18 protein-coding genes are annotated in these 21,852 nt (G+C 50.0%); 6 read left to right on the forward strand and 12 right to left on the reverse strand.

Translation table 11 applies throughout. The annotated features are described in order from the left end of the window. Together RW092_RS00940 and RW092_RS00945 are read left to right on the forward strand one after the other, a co-directional pair. Window positions 1-206, forward strand: a 206-nt coding sequence (locus tag RW092_RS00940) for a hypothetical protein (protein WP_316009262.1), incomplete at its 5' end; no start/stop codon positions are given. Between the two features lie 121 nt (window positions 207-327). Continuing rightward, complete coding sequence (locus RW092_RS00945; RefSeq protein WP_009223305.1) at window positions 328-537, forward strand: hypothetical protein; 210 nt, start codon at window positions 328-330, stop codon at window positions 535-537. A gap of 136 nt (window positions 538-673) precedes the next feature. Here RW092_RS00945 and RW092_RS00950 read toward each other — a convergent pair whose 3' ends face one another. Then, the gene (locus tag RW092_RS00950) at window positions 674-1,975 is read right to left on the reverse strand and encodes an Nramp family divalent metal transporter (RefSeq protein WP_016312163.1); all 1,302 of its coding nucleotides are present in this window, start codon (window positions 1,973-1,975) and stop codon (window positions 674-676) included. A gap of 241 nt (window positions 1,976-2,216) precedes the next feature. On the opposite strand from RW092_RS00950, the gene RW092_RS00955 reads away from it, so the two are divergent. Further along, window positions 2,217-2,810: a YjgB family protein gene (locus tag RW092_RS00955; protein ID WP_028537657.1), complete on the forward strand. Its 594-nt coding sequence runs from the start codon at window positions 2,217-2,219 to the stop codon at window positions 2,808-2,810. Between the two features lie 70 nt (window positions 2,811-2,880). Here RW092_RS00955 and RW092_RS00960 read toward each other — a convergent pair whose 3' ends face one another. The 6 genes from RW092_RS00960 to RW092_RS00985 form a co-directional block, all read right to left on the reverse strand. Then, window positions 2,881-4,485 carry a DUF3502 domain-containing protein gene (locus RW092_RS00960; RefSeq protein ID WP_316009263.1) on the reverse strand — a complete coding sequence of 535 codons (1,605 nt, stop codon included), beginning with the start codon at window positions 4,483-4,485 and terminating at the stop codon, window positions 2,881-2,883. A 38-nt stretch (window positions 4,486-4,523) separates the two neighbouring features. Next, the gene (locus RW092_RS00965; protein ID WP_016312166.1) at window positions 4,524-5,435 is read right to left on the reverse strand and encodes a carbohydrate ABC transporter permease; all 912 of its coding nucleotides are present in this window, start codon (window positions 5,433-5,435) and stop codon (window positions 4,524-4,526) included. A 12-nt stretch (window positions 5,436-5,447) separates the two neighbouring features. Then, a complete protein-coding gene (locus tag RW092_RS00970) occupies window positions 5,448-6,371 on the reverse strand; it encodes an ABC transporter permease (protein WP_036624835.1) in 924 nt (307 codons plus the stop codon). Between the two features lie 67 nt (window positions 6,372-6,438). Continuing rightward, entirely contained in the window at window positions 6,439-9,243 is a 2,805-nt protein-coding gene (locus RW092_RS00975; RefSeq protein ID WP_316009264.1) for a beta-galactosidase, read from the reverse strand. Between the two features lie 327 nt (window positions 9,244-9,570). Further along, window positions 9,571-10,617 (reverse strand): LacI family DNA-binding transcriptional regulator, encoded by a 1,047-nt coding sequence (locus RW092_RS00980; RefSeq protein ID WP_016312169.1) that lies wholly within the window; start codon window positions 10,615-10,617, stop codon window positions 9,571-9,573. Window positions 10,618-10,768: 151 nt separating this feature from the next. Continuing rightward, entirely contained in the window at window positions 10,769-10,933 is a 165-nt protein-coding gene (locus RW092_RS00985; RefSeq protein ID WP_157268743.1) for a hypothetical protein, read from the reverse strand. A 387-nt stretch (window positions 10,934-11,320) separates the two neighbouring features. Between RW092_RS00985 and RW092_RS00990 the strand changes: the two genes are divergently transcribed. Continuing rightward, window positions 11,321-13,372, forward strand: coding sequence for a GxGYxYP domain-containing protein (locus RW092_RS00990; protein WP_316009265.1), 2,052 nt, complete (start codon window positions 11,321-11,323; stop codon window positions 13,370-13,372). Between the two features lie 70 nt (window positions 13,373-13,442). Here the strand turns inward: RW092_RS00990 and RW092_RS00995 are convergent, their stop codons facing one another. From RW092_RS00995 to bioB, 5 genes are all read right to left on the reverse strand, one after another. After that, entirely contained in the window at window positions 13,443-15,380 is a 1,938-nt protein-coding gene (locus RW092_RS00995) for an ABC transporter permease (RefSeq protein WP_316009266.1), read from the reverse strand. Further along, complete coding sequence (locus tag RW092_RS01000) at window positions 15,377-16,132, reverse strand: ABC transporter ATP-binding protein (RefSeq protein ID WP_316009267.1); 756 nt, start codon at window positions 16,130-16,132, stop codon at window positions 15,377-15,379. Before RW092_RS01000 ends, RW092_RS00995 begins: the two co-directional genes overlap by 4 nt. Before the next feature lie 99 nt (window positions 16,133-16,231). Further along, window positions 16,232-17,239, reverse strand: a complete 1,008-nt coding sequence (locus RW092_RS01005) for a sensor histidine kinase (protein WP_316009268.1) — start codon at window positions 17,237-17,239, stop codon at window positions 16,232-16,234. Then, window positions 17,236-17,928: a response regulator transcription factor gene (locus RW092_RS01010; protein ID WP_316009269.1), complete on the reverse strand. Its 693-nt coding sequence runs from the start codon at window positions 17,926-17,928 to the stop codon at window positions 17,236-17,238. The genes RW092_RS01005 and RW092_RS01010 overlap by 4 nt, the downstream gene beginning before the upstream one ends. Window positions 17,929-18,001: 73 nt before the next feature. Continuing rightward, entirely contained in the window at window positions 18,002-19,003 is a 1,002-nt protein-coding gene (gene bioB, locus RW092_RS01015; RefSeq protein WP_316009270.1) for a biotin synthase BioB, read from the reverse strand. Window positions 19,004-19,199: 196 nt separating this feature from the next. On the opposite strand from bioB, the gene RW092_RS01020 reads away from it, so the two are divergent. Both RW092_RS01020 and RW092_RS01025 read left to right on the forward strand, forming a co-directional pair. Next, window positions 19,200-20,390, forward strand: a complete 1,191-nt coding sequence (locus RW092_RS01020; protein WP_028537665.1) for a M14 family metallopeptidase — start codon at window positions 19,200-19,202, stop codon at window positions 20,388-20,390. A gap of 129 nt (window positions 20,391-20,519) precedes the next feature. Further along, the gene (locus RW092_RS01025; RefSeq protein ID WP_009223290.1) at window positions 20,520-21,695 is read left to right on the forward strand and encodes a hypothetical protein; all 1,176 of its coding nucleotides are present in this window, start codon (window positions 20,520-20,522) and stop codon (window positions 21,693-21,695) included. Window positions 21,696-21,852 lie beyond the last annotated feature (157 nt).

Here is a 21,852-nt window from a genome sequence, read left to right on the forward strand (position 1 = left end):
TTACCGACTCGTTCTGCTACAAACTGACCGCCTTTATGGGCTTTCGAAATTCAGGTTTAATTCCTTTCCTCGGCATTCGCCCAGCCGCCTTCTCCGCATTTGCATATGATGATTATGCCTATACATTGAAGGGAGCGATCACATATGGGATTTTTTCCAGTGCCGGGACCTGGCGGAGGGATTCCAGGAATACCGGGGGGACCTAGCGGGCCGGGGTTTCCAGGGGGATTTCCAGGAGGAGGTCCGGGAGGATTCCCCGGTACTCCGGGAGGAGCACCTGGAGGTATTCAACCGCCAACCTCTCCACCACCACAATTTGTCCCACAAATGCAAGTCGGCACGTTTGCTATCGATCCCGGCGGGATCAGACGCTGCTTGTTCCGTAATACCTATGTCTGGCTGAACAATGGGGAGCAATTCTGGTTCTTCCCGGTATTCGTCGGACGGAATTCGATTGCCGGATTCCGGTGGTTTGGGTTCTTCTGGGGATACTTCGGCATCGATTTAAATCGGATTCGCTCGTTCACGTGCTTCTAACGCAGACGGCGAAAGAGACCACACACGCAGTCGGTACTCTTTCGCTTTTGTTTTTTTCTAGCTTGTCCCTGTGAAACAAGAAAAGGACCTCTATCCCCGCCTCAACGTGGAAATCGAAGTCCTTGCGGCTACCCCTTTACAACAGCATCTGAGCAACCAGGAACAGGTTCAGGCTTACGACCAAAGCGGAGATCATCCATCCCAGCGTGGTGGTCACCCGATGATTCACCAGGGAGCCCATAATTTTGCGGTTGGAGGTGAACAAGATCAAAGGAATGAGTGCAAATGCAATCCCAAACGACAATACCACCTGACTCATCACCAGAGCATTCGTTGGGTTCACGCCAGATATAATAATTGCCAGCGGAGGAATGGTTGTAATCGCCCGCCGTACATACAGGTTAATGCGTTTGTTAATGAACCCTTGCATCACCACATCCCCAGCCATCGTCCCCACCGAAGAACTGGACAGGCCTGCGATCAGCAGCCCCAGCCCGAAGGAAATGGCAGTAACCGGTCCGGCGATTGTGCCAAATTGATGGAAAGCGACATCCAAATCTTCAACGATAAGACCGTTTTTGAAGAGCAGCCCTGCAGAAACCACAACCATCGCCATATTCACGGCCCCGGCAATCAACATCGCCAAGACGATATCAATGAATTCCAGCTTGAAAATCTTCTTCTTCTCTGCCTCATTACGTCCCACAATCCGATTTTGGGTTAACGAGGAGTGCAAATAAATCGCATGAGGCATCACGGTTGCCCCTAAGATCCCTGCAGCCAGCAGAACGCTGTCCACCCCATCAAAGCGGGGAGTTACCATGCCTGCTCCAACGGCTGCATAATCCGGATTCGCCGCAATCACTTGAAAGGCAAAGGCCAAAACAACGATCAACACCATGGCAGCGATACCCGCTTCCAGTGCACGATATCCCCGACGCTGCAGCTCGAGGATGGCGAAAGAGCCAATCGCGGTGATCACGGCCGCCGGCAGCATCGGAATACCAAACAAGAGATAAAGCCCTAACGCCGCCCCAATAAATTCTGCCAGATCCGTAGCGATAATGACCAACTCACTTTGAATCCACAGAAAGATCGATACCCCCTTCGGAAATCGATCGTGAGCAACTTCGGGCAGGTTCTTGCCCGTGGCAATCCCAAGTTTCGCTGATAACGACTGAATCAGCACCGCCATCAAATTCGAAGCGAAAATCACCCATAACAACAGATAGCCGTACTTCGATCCTGCGGTGATGTTCGTAGCAAAGTTACCGGGATCGATATAAGCAACCGCAGCGATAAACGCAGGTCCAAGAAACGGAAGAAGCCGTTTCATCCCTTTCGTTCTGCCGTCTAGTGCGGCATGTGCGGACGTTTGATGATCCAATCCTTTCGAGGTGACTGGAGTCGTTTGTTGCGCAATACTTTGTTCCATCATGTGAATCCCTCCCTTGCGCTTGCGTCTACTAAAGTTGTCTATATCCATTAAAGTTTCCTGTGTGCAACTTTATAGTTTTAGTATATGCCTCATTTTGAAAAATGTAAATCCATTTTCTTGCGAAATTGCAATCTCTATTTAACGATATCGACACTTGTTCACTCGCAGTTTGTCCTATGATATGGAATGTGGATGAACGATATACCTCGTCATACTTCATTGGACCGGAAGGAGTTCTCTAATGTACCATAAAATCATCCAACCTAAAGTCGTCCTCGCGCTTCTTGCCGTAGGAATCTTGGGTGCTGCCACTTGGGCGACCTCCAGCAGTGTTGTCGACGCACAGCCAACGCTACTCAAGGCAGCTCAGATTCAACAGGAAGAATCCGCTCATGCCTTGGAAACCTTAAACAGCTTCTATAAACCCGCATTAACAGGTCAGTTCCCCGGGGCTGTTGCCGGCTTGACAGTGGGCAAAAGCAGCAAGAAGGACGTCATTAGACTGTTCGGTGAGCCTTCCATCGAGGGCAAAGGAAACTTGGCTTTTGACTTGTACAGCGCGAACATGGGCAATCCGGGATACGCTTTTTCCTATTCACATGGGACGCTTCAGGAAATGCGCTATTTCGGTACCAACGTGGAACGTCAAACGAATATCGGTGGCATCACCATAAAAATGTTAAAGCAAAACTGGTTTACCCCCGACGCGAGCAGTACGATCCACAACGGGAACCTGGAACAAACCAAGCTGACTTATATCCGCGGCGATTACAAGCTGGAATTTATATTTAACAGCAGTACAGACCTCGATCATATTAATCTGCTCAAAAAATGAAGTTGTTATTTGCAGCACAAAAAACAGACCCGCGATTTTGCGGGTCTGTTCTGTTTTTTTCTTCTAACAATTATTCACCGATCTGAGCTTTATAAGCGTCCAACTGCTTTTGCAGCTCGGCCAGCACTTTATCGTATCCGGCCTGCTTCAGCTTGTTGCGGAACTCTTCAACCGCCTTCGCGGGGTCTCCTGCTTTCCCCATCACGATGGCCGGCCCAAGCTCCCCGGTTACCTGCGAGATTGCGGTTAGTTCGGCTTCTACTGGTGTTTTATCAAATACGAAGCGACCGTACACATATGGCTTCTTGATCTTATCGTATTCCGCATACAACGTCTCTTCGATTTGATCCCACGTCGTTTCGCTTGGAATTTCAAACTTGTCGACGCGGCCGCCCCAGAAATCGGAATAAAATCCGTCTCTTGCGTCATCATAACCTTCAGGACGCGCCCGTTTGCCATCCTTGATGACGTATTGCACGCCTTCAATTCCATAGTTGATCAGATGATAAATCTCTTCATTATTGCGAATCAGATCATAGGCCATCAGCGCGCGTTCCGGGTTTTTGCTGTGCGCGCCTACGGAGGTGCCGCCATGGGTAATCGACAGCTCCATCAGGTTTGTGCCGCGTGTCCGGGAGAAGGGGAACATCTGCAACTCTGAACCCGGCTGTGCTTTATCCATTTCGACGCGAAGTCCAGAGAACGTCTGTGTATGGTGTTGATCCAGCCCAGACAAGCCGGCTTTCAACGCATCGCGGTTGTTATTTTTGTTATTTAGGGCGTCTTCACGCCAGAAGCCTTGATCCGCCCATCGTTTCATCATCGTGGCGTAATCCAAGAATACGTCCTCAAAGATGGGACTTACAGCAGTAAAGCGCTCTTCATAGGATTTGGTCGTAAATACCGGCATGAAGCCCGTCGAGATCGGAAGCTCCAGTTCATCCGTATACGATTGGATAAATCCCCCCCAGGTTTGCGTGCCTGACGCTGCGTCCCACGGAATCACATCCGGTTTGTTGTCTTTAATGTACTGCAAGTACTTCTCAATGCCTTCCCAATCCTTAATCGGCTCGGTAATCCCAGCCTCCTTCGCCCAATCGCCGCGGTAGAAGAAACCGTGGTTAACCCACTGCGTGTAATCGTTTTCAGGAATCAGAACGATTTTGCCGTCATATTTACTTTCTTCCCAATCCTCTGCCGGGATGGAATTCCACGTTTCCGGCGCGTATTTCGGCAGGAGTTCATCCAGGTTCATGAAGGCGCCGCGCTGCGCATTGCCCCAGGTGTCCAACCAGTCCGTACCGATCGTAATCAGATCAATCGGTTCCCCGGAGGCTAACGCGAGATTGTACTTGGTCTGCCAATCCGCCCATTCGATCCATTTCCATTCCAGCTCGGCGTTGATTTTTTCCTTCATGATTTTGTTGACTTCGGCAAGCACCTTTTCGAACTGCCCGTTCTTAGGCTTATCCCCCAAAACGAGGTAACTGATCTTCACGAACTTGGACGTGTCGATTCCCGTATCCGTCTCTTGACCAGTATTCGCCGCATTGCCCCCATTGTTTGGCGCATCGCTGCCCGCTCCTTTATTGTTGTTAGAGCCGCCGCAGGACGCCAACAGCAATACCAGCAGGCTTACCATGACCCAAATTGACGCTTTCTTCCATCGAACCATTCACACAACCTCCCTCATCTATTTGAAATTGTGAAGCCTTAGCCTTTGACAGCGCCAACGGTGATGCCTTTGATAAAATAGCGCTGCACAAACGGATAAAATAATATCACCGGCCCCGTCGCCACGATCGCCGTCGCCATCTTCATCGATTCAAGCGGCACATCACGCAGTTCCACGTTCGACGCAGCGGCTGAATTTCGGATGAAGTCCGCACTGGTGATCACGTTATATAGGAACAGCTGCAACGGGCGGTACTTCATGTCCGGGGATAAGAACAACATGGAGTTATACCATTCATTCCAATACCCCAAGGCGATAAACAAGCCGATTGTGGCCAAAGCGGGCGTTGTCATCGGTAAGATCAGGCGGATAAAGATGGTGAAATCCCCCGCCCCATCGATTTTGGCTGATTCCGTGATCGCATGAGGTATGGAACGAACAAAGCTTTTCATCATGATGATTAAGAATGGACTAAGCAGACCAGGCAGCAAGACAGCCAAGTAGTTATCCTTCAGGCCCAAATACTGTGTCACTAGTAAGTAAAACGGAACCAGTCCGCCGCTGAACAGGGTCGTAAAGTAGATAAAGAAAGAGATGCGGTTCCGGTAAGCAAAATCGGGCCGTTGCAGTGCATACCCCGTCATCGCCACCAAGAATAACCCCAACGCGGTACCGCAGATCGTGATACCGATGGTGACAAGATATGAGCCGATGATGAGATCCGGATTTTCGAAGACGATTTTGTATGCGAAGGTGCTGAATTCCCGGGGCCAGAAATTGAAACCAAACCGTTTGATCGCCGCTTCCGACGTAAAGGATGTGCCAAGGACCAGCAGGAAGGGCAGCAAACAACATAAGGCGAAGAAGCCGATAAACAAGTAGCCGACGATTTTGACGATGATACCGCCGAGATCGGTGCGGATACTTCGCGTTTCATGAACGTCATCCATGCCTTGCACCTCCTAGAAGAGTGAGTTGTCGGGCGAAACCTTCTTGACCAGCCAGTTGGCGGTAATCACCACCACAAATCCAAACACGGATTGATAGAGGCTGACGGCGCTCCCGATCGAGAAGTTGAAGTTGGTCATAAGAGCGCGGAACACATACGTTTCGATGATATCGGTCGTCGCGTACAACGCGGTGTTGTTGGCTCCCACCAGGTTGAAGAATAAGCCGAAGTTCCCGCGCAGGATGCCGCCCAGCGAAAACAGGAGCAGAATGATAAAGGTGGGCTTCAGCCAAGGAAGCACAATATATCGGATGCGCTGGAAGGCGCCGGCCCCATCGATTTCCGCTGCTTCGACAATTTCGTTATCCAGCCCCATAATGGCTGCAAAATAGACGATCGATCCATACCCTGTCGATTGCCATAAGTAGGTCAGCACGATAATAAACGGCCAGATCGTTGCGTTCGAATACGTCTTTACCGGATCAAATCCCAGCGATGTCAAAATGCTGTTGAGCAGACCATAGTCGTAGCTCAGCACGTTATAAGCGATCAGACCAATCAGAACCGCCGAAATAAAGTGCGGCAGGAACATCAAGGTTTGAGTTAGCTTTTTAAACCATTTGAGACGAAGTTCGTTCAGGAACACCGCAACGGTAATCTGCAAGACGTTCCCTAGCAGGATGAAGGCCAAGTTATAAACCACCGTGTTAAACGTCAGCCGCCACAAATCCCCCGTCATTACAAGAAATCTGAAGTTATCGAACCCCACGAACGGACTCTTAAATATCCCATCTGTATAGTTGTACTTGATAAAAGCCAGATACAAGCCGGGCATCGGCAAATACGCGAAAATGATAAAGAAGATGATCGCCGGCAGACACATCAGAAGCAGCGTTTTATTGCTCCATAACCGTTTGAACCATCCTTGTTGACGCATCCGATAAAGCTGCGGCCGCTGGCGAACCTCTGTTGGTGTCGGGATTTCCATAGGCCTCCCCCCCTTTCTATACGGAAATAAACTCCAGCTTCTCTAAGCTGCCTGCATCCTGTTCATCCACGGCTTCGAGAAAAATTGACAGCTGCGCTTGGCCTGCCTGAAACCATGGACCCGGCAAATAAAAGGAGTCCGCGCTGCCGCCGGTCATCATCGGCCTTCCTTCCCCTCCTGGCAGCCACAGCCTGCCGACGATCCGCTCCTCCATAAACACCGTAAGCTTTAATCCCGAGCCTGCGGCACGGACCCTCCAACCTTTGCCTTGTGCAGAATTCGGAACGGAAGCGAATAACCATCCGGCTTCACCGGAGGTCAGTGTCAACGGTAATTCAAGCGGAGTTGCGTTAGCAATTTCTTGATCGGCTGCAGCCTTCAGCTCAGCTTCCTCCGCTGCCATGATCGTATACGCCGAAGCTTCAAGCCCTTCATAGACCAACACTTGACCGGTGTGATGTCCCATCGTTCGTTCCAAATAGACCTCTAGAAGCAGTTCCTGTCCCGGGGTAACAAACGGCTTCAAATCGATAAATGGATCCAGCGGATGGATAAGGCCGACATCAATACCGTTCACCCAAAGCCGCGCATACCCTTGAAAGTTCTGAAAATGCAGCGTCCACGAATCTCCGCCAGCCCCGGGAATATACGTTCTGCGGAAGATCATTTGGGACGGATAGTCCGCAGACAACCAGCTTCCAAAACTAACGACGGGCCATAGCGCTTCGTCCGGCTGTGTGAGCGTGCCTTGCCACGAACGGTCGACCTTCGGATGCACGCGCCAATTCGAGGTAATGTTGTGGACAGCGGTGATGGTCGCGATCCCCTTGAACCCTTTCAGGGAAGGCAAGCGCAGTGCCGGGAGCCGGAGGTCATCGAAGTTGCTGTGGCCCCAAATCTCCACTCGTGCTTGCAGCTTCTTCGCTTCTCGTCCGCTTGCTGGGACAAACATGCTGGCTCCACCGGGAGTAAATGTACCGAGGTACTTCCCATCCGCATACAGCGAAACGACATCACTTGCCTGACGCACCAGAAATCCATGCATCTGGTGCTTATCGGCATCCCAATTGGTCTCGGCCTCATACCAGGCGTATCCACGGTAAACGCCAAGCCGTTCCAAGAATTCGGCCTTCGCCCCTTTCGTCTGTGCCGTCGCAGCTTGGATTGGCGCCTTCCAGCCCTTCCTCGCCACAAACCGCCAATCGAGTGCTGCTGGCGCAGGGTCAGGTTCATTCGAGACCGGTGGATCCTCGGTTAAGGTGACGCTCCCATCCAGATGAATCGCTTCGGTCCGAAGCGCATTGAGACGGCTTGTGACAATGACCGTACAACGCTGCCCCTCCTTCAGTTCAAACCGACAAAACGCCGTCTCGGCTCCAGACAGTTGCAAGATCAGCTGACCCTCGCGATGGATGACTTGCATCCCCTCAGTCATTGGATTATTGGCAACATCAACGGATAGGATGATCTCCGCGTTATCCCCCTCCTTGTGAAACGCGAGAACCACCCCGTCCTTCTGCTGTTCTGCCATATAAAGCTCTGCTGTGGAGGATACGAGATGTCCTGGAACTCCCCAGTTCGATAGCGGCACCATTGCTGGCAGCGCCAAGGATCTCGAAGTAGCCAAGGTCAATGTCCCCGTAGATGAAGCCTGGCTCGCATCCTCATGGTGCAAGCTGATTTGCTTGGATCGCTCTTCACCATTGGTCACAAAAATCAGCTCTCCGCCGCCTTTCAGACGCAGCACATACGGACCAAATACCCCCTCCTTCTCGCCAGCAACAGACCATTTGCTCTCGGAATCCGGCTCAGATTCCGCAATCGCACGGCCATAGGCACGAATTAACCTGGAGAGAAGCTTCGCCTCCTTCACTTCTTCACGGAGATGGCCTTCCGGCGAAATCATGCCTCCGAAATCATAATCCGAGGTCAAGAAAGCCAGCGGCTTCCCCCAGTTATTCGTCGCATTGGTGAAGCCGAAATTGGTGCCCGACGCCTGCAGATAAGGACCTAACAGCTTGGCTCCAGCGGACAGCAGTCTGCGCAGCAAGTAATGGCTCCGGTTCGTTTCGGTAACGAGCAGCGGAAGACCCAGTCTGTGAAGCACCTCCCGATAATGCAACACCTTGTGCTCGAAATCAGGATCCCGATCATTCGGATAGAAGTTACAGGTCGGCACAATGCCTTCCGTTAACCCGGATGCCTGCACTAAGCCGCCTTGACCGGCACAAGCAATCAGCGGAACGGTTAAACCATGTGTTGCAGCCATGTCTCGCAGTGCCGCCATATAACCTGCCGGGTCGGAGCAATCATAGAAGTCGAGTTCATTTTCAAGCTGAACGAAAATAACGCTGCCTCCGTTCGTCACTTCATGACGATGAAGGATCGGTAATATCTGCGCATACCACCTAGCCACATGCTGCAAGAACGCTGGATCATTATCTCTGATTCGTAGAGCCGGCTCTTTGGCGTACAAATACGCAGGCAGGCTGCCGCCATCCCATTCAGAGCAAATATACGGTCCAGGGCGGGCGATCACCCATAATCCCGCCTCACTGGCTAGTTGCAAAAACCGATCTGCATCCCGCATCCCGGTGAACTCCCAGGTCCCCTCCTGAAGCTCATGGAAATTCCAAGGAAAATAGACGTCGATGCAGTTATAGCCGGCTTCTCTCACCTGCTGGAGCCGTTCTTGCCATAACTCGGGGGGAATCCGGAAATAAAAGAGTGAAGCACAAAGCAGGATCACGCTCTCCCCACGGATGTTAACCGCTTGGCCAGATAGACTTACAACGGATTCGGATTCGATACGCGTACTCATAGCGACCACTCCTAGCGTCTGTATTATTAAATTTTAATGAATCCCATTTCATGAAACCCGTTACATTTTAAGCGATTAAATTAGAGTGAAACGGGTTTCACATTGAATCAAACGCAAAGATTCGGTTGTTACGCCAAGAATTGTTCGGATTGATGCTTCTCTTCGGAGTTGATAAAAGAAGTAAAGTTTCGTTGCATTTAGTGGAGGGTGAAAAAAGGAAGAATTACCTGCGAATGAAATGTAAGGGCTTTCTTGCAGTTATTCTAGCCCAGCCTAATTTAAGTTGTCAATTCCTTTTTTTCGGAGGCGGGTGCAAAGCTCCTAACCCTAGTTAAGAGCCGCAGTAGACTCGCGAATAACCAGTTCCGGCTTCAGCAAGGTCGTTTTGTTCACCTTGGACTTCGTAATCATCTGGTGCAGGACTTCCCCCGCCGTTCGACCGAGCTCATGAGCATGCAGTGAAATGGTCGTCAGTTCTGGAGTGCTGTAGGAGGCAAACGGTGTATCATCATATCCGATAATCGAGAGGTCTTCAGGGACACGCAACCCTGCTTTAACCGCCGCCTTTAACACGCCGATCGCAACTAAGTCGTTCAGACAGAAGATCGCCGTCGGCCGCTTAGGCATCTGAAGCAATTGATTCATAAACATCATGCCGCTGTCGACGGAAAAACCACCATGCATCACCCACTCTTTGCGCACCTCGAGCCCCGACTGCACCATTTTCTTCAAGAAAGCGCTCGTCCGCTGCTGGGTGTTGGACATCTGACGGTAGCCGCCTACAATCGCGATGTCGCGATGCCCGAGTTCAATCAAATGCTCAGCCGCCAATTCCGCGCCATGCCGTTCATCCACGGCCACACGATTCAGGCCAGATTTAGGAAGTCGGCCGTTGACCAACAGAACCGGCAGCCTTTTGCCGATCTCAGCTACCTCCTCAACCAGTTGCGTGTCAGGTTTGGCCAAATCTACCCGTCCCCCCATCATGACGATCCCGTCCACCTGTTTCTCTGCGAGCGCATTTAAATATTGCGATTCGCGGACATATTGCTCTTCGCTGTCTACGCTGGCTGAGACCGTGTCGCACAGAAAGTAAGTATACCCTTGCTTACGCGCTTCCAGATCAAACCCGGACAACACTTCGGGAAAAAACGGATTTGTAATATCCGGAAGAATAATGCCGATCATCCCCGTTTCCTTCTTCGACAAACTTCGTGCTAGCGCATTAGGTTGAAACTGGTATTTGTTAATGAGTTCGTTGATGCGTTCCCGGGTTTCCTTTTTCACAGGTGCGGTATTGTTCAGGACGCGTGACACGGTAGCAACGGATACATTCGCTTCTTTGGCAATATCGTAGACTGTAATCGGTTTCATAATTTCACCTGCCCATAAATTAGTAGCCCAGATTACCCCCAGTATATCAATATTTCCAGCATTTGAGAATAGAACAAGCGAATACCGTTCCCTCCCGCCCAGATCTCATAACAAAACAGGCCCTCTCCTTTTGGAGAAAGGCCTGTTTCCATTAAGACTGCGTTTGATCTTGCTCCGAATTGCTGTTTTCGGGCTCGGCGGAGGTCACATCCGACTGCCCCGGCAGAAAGCCAGTTCGGATGTGCGGGCTCGTATCTTCATAGATCGTGCGCGGATCCCCATCCGTTTCGATGTTTTGATGCTCCTGATTTGGCATATTTATATCCCCCTTTTCGCTAAAATAGCGTCTCCTGTATCTCCATTTTTCATGCAATTTCGATCAAACCAAGCGATTTCAATCCAGGTGAGATTCATCCATAGGATATATTTGCTATATTTAATGATTGGTGTTTTGAATGACGAAGATTTGACTCTAGGATGACGGATAACGCATTAGAATGAAGTCAACTCATCGCTGAATATGCAAAGTTTTATCGATCCTTATGAAGTTTTGTCGAAGCTATTGAAATATACAATAACATATATTAAATATAGCTTGTAAGCCCTTCCAATCCCATCCAAATCGATCAGGAGGTGGTATATCGAAGGATTGATTGGGACAAGTCACTTCGCATTTTATCCTAAGAAGAGAGGTGTCGAAATAATGTTGCGCAAATGGATCACGCTTGGTTTAGCAGTCGTATGTACGTTAACCCTGCCTTTAGGAGCCTCCGCAGACAGCTCGGTTTCAGCGGATCTAAACAAGAAGAGCGGTATCGTATGGCCGAAGAATCAGGAGCTCCCTACCTTCGCCAAAGTTAAGCGCTTGGATGTAGCTCAAGTGTACAACAAGCCCGGGGACATCGAGCTTCTGCTGACAACGCTTCAAGGGATCGTTAACCGCAAGGAACCCCGAATTTACGTGCAGCAGAATGAGAAAGATCCTTGGTTAAACGATATCAAGGTGCCTTATCAGATTCATGAAAACCCGCTGGACATTGTCAAGGCGTATGCCAAGGAGGTTAAGGGTATCATTATCTATGACCCGGCCGTGCCCGATTCAATTAATGTAGCGACGACGCTCGCCGGTTTGAAAGACGCTATTGTAGCGAGCCCAGAATTGGCCCAAGAACTGGCTGCAGCCCCCTATCGTTTGCGCGTCGTTGAGGACTTGCAAGGGAAATTCGAAGATCGGATGGAGGCTTATACTTGGCAGTACGAGCATTTATGGAGTCAAACGACAAAGCGGATGCTGGTAGGTCTCAGTCCGAATACGTCCATCCCGCTCCCTCCGGATAACTGGGATTCGTTCCGCACGGTGCTCACCGAACCGGAGCAAATTCGGGATGCCAGCAATCGGAGAACGTATGAACTGGATTTGACCGAGTTCTTAGGCGGAGAGGCTGTCTACCTGCGGTTCCAGGATGCATACACCCAGGACGGTTGGGGCCCTGCCGTTCATGAGATCAGCGTATTGGCAGACGGTCAGGAGATAGTTCATTTTGAGACCGGTACCCCGGAAGAAGAACCGTATTTGTATGACCGTCACGGCTCCAAGTTTTTGCCGGGAGCAGACCACCGGTTTGCCGACAACGGCAACTACTTTGTCTACGAATTTGTTCCGCCGGCAGGGACTCAGCACTTAACGGTTAACGTCGAAATGTGGAATCAATTTAAAGTTTCTGCCAGCCATGTGAAGCCGCTGTCCTCGGAAACGAAGGAGCCGTTCGGTTACCTCCGCGATTATGCAGTAGCCAACAAAGCGATGGTGTTCTGGCTCTCCAGCGGAGTACCTGAACAAAGAGCGTTGTTCGAACAGATCTTAGCGGATGTAGAGCCTGGAACACCGTATTTGGGATGGTTTGATAATGACGTTGAAGGCGAAATCGCCGGGGTTGACCTGACCTCTAGTTATGGCGTTTATGTCCTGCCTTCCGACTGGTTCCATAATATGACGGTCATGGCGGGGACGAAAGCGAAGCCGGTCAAGCCAATCAAGCCGGTAACACCGAAGCTGAACAACAAAATCTACGTGACCTTCACGTTTGGTGAAGGAGATAACCTGCAGTACGATCAAAATCATATGCGCAATCTTTGGGAGGATCCTGCCCGCGGTCAAGTGCCGATGAACTGGTCAGCCAGCCCACTGCTCGTTGATGCAGCCCCTGCAATCCTAGACTATTACCAGTCCACCGCTACGGAGAATGACCTGCTGGTAGCCGGACCTTCCGGAGCCGGTTATTTCAGTCCGCAGGTTTGGCCGGAAGAGAGTTTTGCCCAGTTCATGAAGGATTCTTACCCGTATTTGAAGAAATCCGGCATGTCGTATCCTTTTGTAATCAACCGTCAAGACGCCCGTGACGTTCCTCTCACCGGGTCTAAAGCCGAAGCCTATGTGGAATATTTAAAAGTCCCTGGCCTGTTCCTTGGCGGCGGAAGCGAAAATTACGTAGAGATCGTCAACGGCAATTTACCCGTTTCTTATTTCAAAGGCACGACCACGGTCAGAGATGGTATCAACATTTTGAATGATGCGAAGGCTTCTTGGGACGGGAACTCGCCGATGTTTGTTTCCGTAGGGGTCAACGCTTGGAGCATGAGACCATCGGACGTTGTCGCGATCACACAAGCGCTGGGACCGGAATTTGAAGTTGTGTTAGCCGATACCTATTTTGCGCTGATTCGGGAAGCTTACAGCCTTCCAAAGAAACCTTAACCACATATAACAAGGCGGGAATCCTCCAATGAGGAGTTCCTGCCTTGTTTTTGCTTAAGTGCTCCCTGTATTATAACGATTCCTTGATAACTCGTTTATAGTAAAGAACCGACAACAGCCCAAAAATCGAATACAGCGCGGTATAAATCAGCATGACCAAGATCATCGGGGTCCATAGCTCCGTCCCGAACAAGAACCAGCCGGAGCGAACCGCAAAATAACTATGCGACAAACCTACAACCAACGGGATACCAAAGTTAAACAACTGCTTGTATTGAGTGCCCTGGAGCAGGTTGCCCGGCGTGAATCCCAGCTTGCGTAAGATGGTGTAACTTGGCTTCTCTTCTTCCCCTTCGCCCATTTGCTTGAAATACAGGATACAGCCTGAAGTGATCAGGAAGGTTAATCCCAGGAAACCAACGATAAACATGATCAACCCCATGTTGCTTCTTTGTTCCATAATGATTCTGATTTGCGACAACGCGCCTGGTTTCTTGTCGAAGCCCAACTCGTGATAGATCCGGTCCGCTTGTTGCTTCGAGTCGGGATTCGCAATATCGATCCCATAATAGACCCGGTAGGAACTCTGAAGTTCCCGATTCATATCCTGCATCAGTTGCTCGAAGTCGGCATGATCAAGGATGACCGACGGCAAACCCGAGGAAAAATGGATCGATACAATCGCATCCTTCATCGTATCGATCACGGTCACTGGAATGGACTGCGAGTTCCCCTTTATCGTCATATCCCCTTTGGACCGCAAGCCCATGAACTGCTCCAACAAATTGCTTGAACCAGCCAACAGCGCTTCTTTGGGACCCAAATCCATCCCAGCAACCTCTTGTTCATCCACAACAGCCAGTGTCGTCAGTTGGCTATTCTGCCCGCTTAGCGCAGATCCAATGAGGTTGGAGAGGTCAGCTTCGGCGATCACCACTTGGCGCTGAGTCTCTCGCGTCTCGATTCCGGCAGACTTTAATGCCTGCTCGAAAGCGTCCACGTCCTTGGAATCTAACAGAGTGAAATGATGGGGTACGGTTTGCTGAGCGGTTTTTTCCGTTGAGTAATAAGAAATGTAGCTTAGCGACAACAAACCGATGGCCAAAGCGGACACCGTCGTGATGATGGTCAGCAGCAATGCGTTAGATTTCATGCGGAACATGATCGAGGAGAGGGACAGCACCTCATTTAACGAGAGATATCCCCCTTTCGCCTTCCGAACCAAATTGAAAATAAAACTAACCGAACCTTTATAAAACAGATACGTACCGATGATCACCGAACCTAGAATCTGAATCATGGCGAGGAAGAGCTCTCGCATTTCCGTATACTCACCGCTGAACAAATCCGCCGAAATCCGGTACCCATAGAGAATGAGCCCGATACCCAAAATGCCGATAACCACTTCGGAAAAAGGCATTTTGCGATTCACATTTTCCGTAGTGGAGGTCACTCGGAACAGCGACAAGATGCTTTGCCGTTTGATGAACATGTAGTTCATCAGCATAATCAGCAGGTAGATAGCCGCAAAAACTTCAACGGTCTGCACCAGCGCTTGCACAGAGAATCGCAGGCTCGCCTCGGCATCCACTCCGATGATCTGGAACAAGATCAATAGCAGCAACCGAGAGCAGGAAAAACCAACGAAGATGCCGATGAACATCGAACCGAAATAAAGAATGAGGTTTTCACTACTAAGGATGCCAAAGATCTTCCCTTTCGTTAACCCGATTAATTGAAAGAGACCAATCTCCTTACTCCGCCGCTTAATAAAGATGGTGTTGGCATACAGCAGAAAGATGGTCACCATTGCGATGAGCAGCACCGATGCGGCTTTTAATCCGGCGGCCCCTTTTACCGATCCCTTGATCTCATCTAGAGCCGGGTCATATTGCAAGGTGACAAATGCGAAATAAAGCGCCACGCTGAACATTAATGCGAACACATACAAGTAGTAGTTTTTTAGATTTTTCTTGAGATTGCGATAGATCAGATGGGTCAGACTCATTCCTGCACCCCGCCCAATACGCCCTGCGCTTTGATGATGTCGTTGAAGAACGACTGCCGCGACTCGTCGCCTTTATTCAGTTGGGAATAAATTTGTCCATCCTTGATAAATACGACGCGGTTGGTGTAGCTTGCGGCCACCGGATCATGGGTGACCATAATAATCGTCGCCGCGATTTTTCGATTGAGTTCACTTAGCTTATTCAGCAGATCGGAAGCGGATTTCGAATCAAGTGCACCCGTTGGCTCATCGGCAAAAATAATGCTCGGATCGTGGATAAACGCCCTTGCGGCGGAAGTCCGCTGCTTTTGTCCCCCCGATATTTCGTTGGGATACTTGTCTTTAATTTCGTAAATGCCAAGCTCGGTAGCGATCTCCTGAAACTTCAGGTCCGCCTCCTTGCGGGAGACTTTTTTGATCGAAAGCGGCAGCAGCACGTTTTCCTTGACAGTTAACGTATCCAGCAGATTATATTCCTGAAAAATAAAGCCGAGATGGGATTTGCGGAATTCGGCCAACTCCTTCTCCTTCAGCCCCGTGAACTCTTTGCCTTCAATTTTAATGCTGCCGAGACTGACCTTATCGATCGAAGAAAGCACATTTAGTAAGGTCGTCTTGCCCGAGCCGGACGCTCCCATAATGCTGACGAATTCGCCCTTCGCTACGTTCAGGTCAATCCCCTTTAACACTTCTTGACGATTAAATTTGTTGCCATAGCTTTTATGGATTTTGCTGGCTTCGAGTATTGCCATGATCAATCACTCCTTTGGTCTTGCCCTTATCTTAACTTACCCGGGAGGGACAATTCCTGCGATTTCCCGAACAAAACAAATGGGCATGTGACAATGTTGTCACATGCCCAGCATATGGACGTATGCATTACTTCTTGGGAAGACCAACGTCATCGCTGTGCCTTCGCCGGGCTTCGAGTCCACCTGGAGTCGGATCGACAGGGAATCCGCCGCTTTTTTCACCAAGTACAGTCCCATACCGGTGGCCGCGTGATCCTCATGATTTCGCGTGGAGGTAAATCCTTTCTCGAAGATGCGCGGCAGGTCTTTGGCATCGATCCCCCGCCCTTTGTCGCGGATGCATAGCCAGGTCTGTCCTTCCGGTGAAATCCCTGATTCCACGCAGATATCGGAGGCTTCGCTGTATTTCACCGCATTGGTTAGCAGCTGCCGAAGGATAAACGCCAGCCATTTTGCATCCGTCAGTACTTCTTGAACAGGCAGATGGACGTCAAAGCCGATGCCTTTTTGCAAGCACCATGCTCGTAGTTCCCGGATCTCTTGAACTAACAGCGGCTCCAGCTTCACTTGTTCGATGTAGAGATCGTTCTCGATAAACGGAATCCGCTTCTGGTGCAGCTGACGGTCTAGCAGCAAATGGATGCGCAGCCATTCCAAATGCAGCTGCTCTTTGAGCGGCTCGTTCCCCATTCGATCGATCATCAGGCGCATGGCGGTGAGCGGTGTTTTCACCTCATGAATCCAGGCCATCAGCTCATCCTTCTCCTCTTCCAGCTGGGCGACAAGCTGCGATGTCTCCATGCGGAACTTGTCCGTTTGCTCGCTGATCCGGTCCATAACGATTCCCTCCAGCGGAGTTTCCGGCTCAGAGATGACGCTCAAATCATAGGTGTCGTCCCAGTTCGACAGGCTTTGATAAAACCGGCTTTCCTTCGGATACCGAATCAGTAGAAATGCCCCAAATCCCAAGATCGATAAGAAAACGATATACAGCATCGGCATAAACGGAATCGTCCGGTCGATGGCGGCGACGAAGAGGAGCAAGAGCTGCAGGCCGAAGACGAGCAAGATCCAGCTGAGGCGCTCACGCAAATATTTTCCGATCATAACACCTGAACCTCTTCGGTTGCCATATATCCTTGACCTACCTTTGTCTCGATATAAGCGTCCAGCCCGAGGTTCTCCAGCTTCTTGCGCAGCCGATTTACGTTGACCGTCAAAGTATTGTCGCTGACGAAATGCTCGTTATCCCATAAACTGCGGATCAGCTCCTCGCGGCTGACAATGCGATTCTTCTGCTCCACCAGCAGCTTGAGGATGAGCATCTCGTTTTTCGTTAACTCGATCGTCCCCTGCTCTGCCGTGACGGTGTTGCGCCCATATTCGATGGTCGCTCCGCGCCACGTCCGCAGCTCAACGCGTTCGGTATTATAATTGTAGACCCGGCGAAGCGTCGCCTGGATTTTAGCGATCAGCACTTCGAAATGGAACGGCTTCTGAACAAAATCATCCGCCCCTAGCTGCATAGACATCACCATATCGGCGGGATGGTCGCGGGAAGATAAGAAAATGATCGGCACGTTGGAACGGGCACGGATTTGTCGGCACCAATGAAACCCATCAAATTTGGGCAGCTGGATATCAATGATCACCAGGTCCGGACGAACTGCCGTAAATTCCTCCAGTACATTGCCGAAATCCCGAACGCCATGTACTCCATAAGACCATTGCTGCAGTCGTTCGCGGATTTCCTGAAATAAGGATGGATCGTCTTCGATTAACATGATTTGAAACAAGCAAATCACCACGTTATTAGAATTCTTACTTCATCCAGTTTACCGGATAACAAAGCGTGGCGCTATCTTTCTATTAAATCGCGGTTTCTTCAATTTCGAAGCCCAGATCCTCAATCATTTGGTGATCTAGAGTTACGTCTTGCCCCTTCGTCGTCATGTAGTCGCCTACAAAGATCGAATTGGCCGCATACAAGGATAGCGGTTGCAGCGTACGGAGACTGATCTCGCGGCCGCCCGCCACGCGGATTTCCTTCGTTGGACAAATGAAACGGAACAACGCTAATACCTTCAGTGCTTTAAGCGCCGGTACCCGCTCCGAACGTTCGAGCGGTGTCCCCGGGATCGCATTCAGGAAGTTGATCGGAATCGAATCGGCATCCAATTCGCGCAATGCCAAGGCCATCTCCACGATTTCCTCATCGGATTCACCCATGCCGATGATCACGCCGGAACATGGAGACATACCATGCGCTCGTGCCGTTTTCACTGTTGCCACGCGTTGATCGTAGGTATGAGTGGTAGTGATCGACGGATAGTTCGCCCGGCTCGTATTCAAATTGTGGTTGTAGCGGTGAACTCCGGCTTCACGGAGCTTCTCCGCCTGCTCCTCCCTGAGAATGCCGAGGCAAGCGCAAATTTTCAGCGGCATCGTGGCGCGGATTTCAGCAACTGCTTCCGCAACCTGCTCAAGTTCTTTATCGGTAGGCCCTCTGCCTGATGCCACGATGCAATAGGTCCCCGCTTTGCGCTGCAACGCTTCACGCGCTCCAGCGACCAACGTCTCCTTGTTAAGCAGCGGATATTTTGAAATGGGGGCCGTCGAGATCATGGATTGCGAGCAGTACCCGCAATCTTCGGGGCAAAGCCCGCTTTTGGCATTGATGATCATGTTGAGCTTCACTTTATTGCCATAGTAATGCCGTCTCACTCGATAAGCCGCATCCATCAACGGCAGCAATTGATCTTGGCTGGCATGTAGTACAGACAACCCCTCTTCTAATGTTAGAACTTCACCACATAGAGCTTTTTTGGCGAAGGTGTCCCAGCTCTGTCCTTCCGTCTTGCGTTGGTTCATTCCTCATCCCAGCTTTCTATGTTTGATTGATTTTTAATTGTTAACCTTAATTCGTATTTAAGGTTAACAATATAGCCTTTTAAATTCTACCGGAAAGCTCGCAGGTTGTGAAGCAGGAATCCTTCATTTTTTGCATGGAGCGCACTTCCTCCTACATAGGGTGTTATAAGGCAAAATTGTGCAGGAGGGATATGTTATGCGTATACAAGTGCGTTCGGGGGATACGTTATGGTACTACAGTCAAATTTTCCAACTGCCGCTGCAATTGATCGTCGATTCCAATCCAGGCATTCCAGCGGAGAGCCTTAGCGTGGGCCAGACCATCCACATCCCTGGTTTTGTCACCAGCGAGTATCAGGTGAAAGCCGGGGATTCCATCTGGAAGCTGTCCAGGGACCGCGGGGTTTCTCTGGATGTAATCCTGCTGCTGAACCAGTCGGTGAATCCAAATCACCTTACGATCGGACAACGGCTGCAGCTTCCGCTGCGGGTCACCTGGTTCGTGGTCGACATCCGCAAACCCTATGATTACGCCGCCTTGCGGGACGATTTAAACCGGTTGATGGACATTTATCCGTTTATCGCCTATCGGAATATCGGCAATTCGGTCATGAACAAACCGATCCCCGAACTACGCATCGGTAAAGGCAGCAAACAAGTGCATGTTAACGGAGCTTTTCATGCAAATGAATGGATCACGACGCCGGTGTTGATCAAATTCCTGAACCAATATCTGCTTGCGCTAACGAATAACAGCACCATTCGCGGTCTGCACATGTGGCCTTATTACGAAGGAGCCACCCTCTCCATGGTGCCGATGGTGAACCCGGACGGCGTAGACCTGGTGATCCATGGATTGCCTGCCGAGGAACCTTACCGCAGCAATGTGCTGTCCTACAACGGCGGCAACACCGATTTTCAGGGATGGAAGGCCAATATCAATGGCGTAGATTTGAACGATCAGTTCCCGGCGTTATGGGAACGTGAGGTTGCCAGAAACCCAGTGGAGCGCGGTCCACGGGATTATCCAGGCACCGCCCCGCTGACCGAACCTGAAGCGATCGCCATGGCCAACCTGGTTCGGCAGAGCGATTTTGATCATGTCTTGGCCTTCCATACCCAAGGGGAGGAGATCTATTGGGGCTTTGAAAACCGCGAACCGGCGTATGCTGAGACGATTGTGAACGAGTTCGCCCGGGTCAGTGGCTACAAGCCGGTCCGGAACGTGGAAAGCTATGCCGGATTTAAGGATTGGTTCATCTATGAATTCCGGCGTCCCGGATTTACGATCGAACTCGGAACCGGCGTAAATCCGCTGCCGTTATCCCAATTCGACGAAATTTACGAGGAGAGCTTGGGGATCTTGCTGGCGAGCTTGTATATGTAAACGAAGATTATAATGTGTGCGTGCGGGACTTTCCTAATAAAGGAGCGTCCCGCGTTTTTTATCGCTAATGACCTATCTTTTAGATTCCGATATACGTTAAAGAAGATATTTCCAGAAAGGTAGGTTGTTATGAAAAAGATCTGTTCAATTCCTGTTTTTTTAGTTATTTTAGCATTCCTTAGTCAAGGAACCGTACACAGTCAATCTCCCGCAACCTTCGACTTGGAGGTCGACTCTTCTCCATTTCAAACTACTCCTTCCGACTTGCGCAAGCACCCTGCGGAGCTATTATTTCGTTGGGGAGCAAATCAGCATATTATTGATGGCTTTCCAGATGGAACTGTTAAGCCGGATCAGCTTGCAAGTGAAGCTGAATTTTTGAAAATGATGTTTCGGGGGTTTGGCCTTGCGATGCCGAGTGCTTCCTATAACGACGATTGGATGGACGGAGTATATCAGATGGCAAAAGTGTATCGATATCCGGCTGCAGGCGTCATTGATCCGAGTGCAAGAAAATCGCCAATTACACAAGGACAAGCCATTCAAATCATTGTTGCTGCACAAGGGCTTAATTTCCAGGAGTCGGACGCCTTCGCCTATGCTCTTTCTCGCAGTTGGCTTCCAGGACAGCCGACATCATTGTCTCAGTTCGATAAGGATCGCAAGCTGACAAGAACGGAAGCGCTTGAATTGTTACGTCATTTAACCGTCAACGGAATGATGAAGCTCGAAATGAGACCAGTTGAATTTTCTTCAAGAGAGGCACTCTCCGCAGAAGATTCTAGTGAAGTGAAATCGTTCCCTTCTTTTAGCTTGGTTAATCTACCGGCGGATGGGCTTACGGTTAAGATTGGTGATGACGTATTACGGCTAGGAGATACACGAACAAAGCTTGAGAAAACATTAGGGCAAACTAGCGAATCCGGGATCATGAATAAACAGATCTATCCCTTACTAACAGTTCATTTTAATGAAGAGAACAAAATGGATTATTGGTCCGTAGATCAATGGAACGTAGAAAGCACGGATGAATCCATCACCACAAGCTTGGGGATCAAGTTAGGCGTCAGCAATCTCTTCGACGTACTCGAAGCCTACGGTACAACGGGATATGCAGGACAAGGGATAGCCGACTATTTTTATATGCTCCAGGATGATGGTACATTTCAGGCTGTCCAAGCAAATTATATCTATGACCACAGGAATGAATGGAATAAGTTCTATCATCTAGCTTTCTTGATTGATCGCGATACATTAATGGTTACCCAGATGCTTGCAGGATGGCTTCCCTATTCCATGTATTGATAAATCAAATTTGTGAAGAAACGGGCATTTTTCATATAATAGAATAACCACGATAGATGATAAGTCCAGCGGTATGATGTCAAGCTGTTGATTTAATCGAATTGGAAATTTCCCGTGCCTGTTGAGCGCGGAGTCACGAAAAAAGGGCGCATCAAAC

The sequence above is a fragment of the Paenibacillus sp. 3LSP genome (assembly GCF_032465655.1).
Lineage (GTDB): Bacteria > Bacillota > Bacilli > Paenibacillales > Paenibacillaceae > Fontibacillus > Fontibacillus barengoltzii.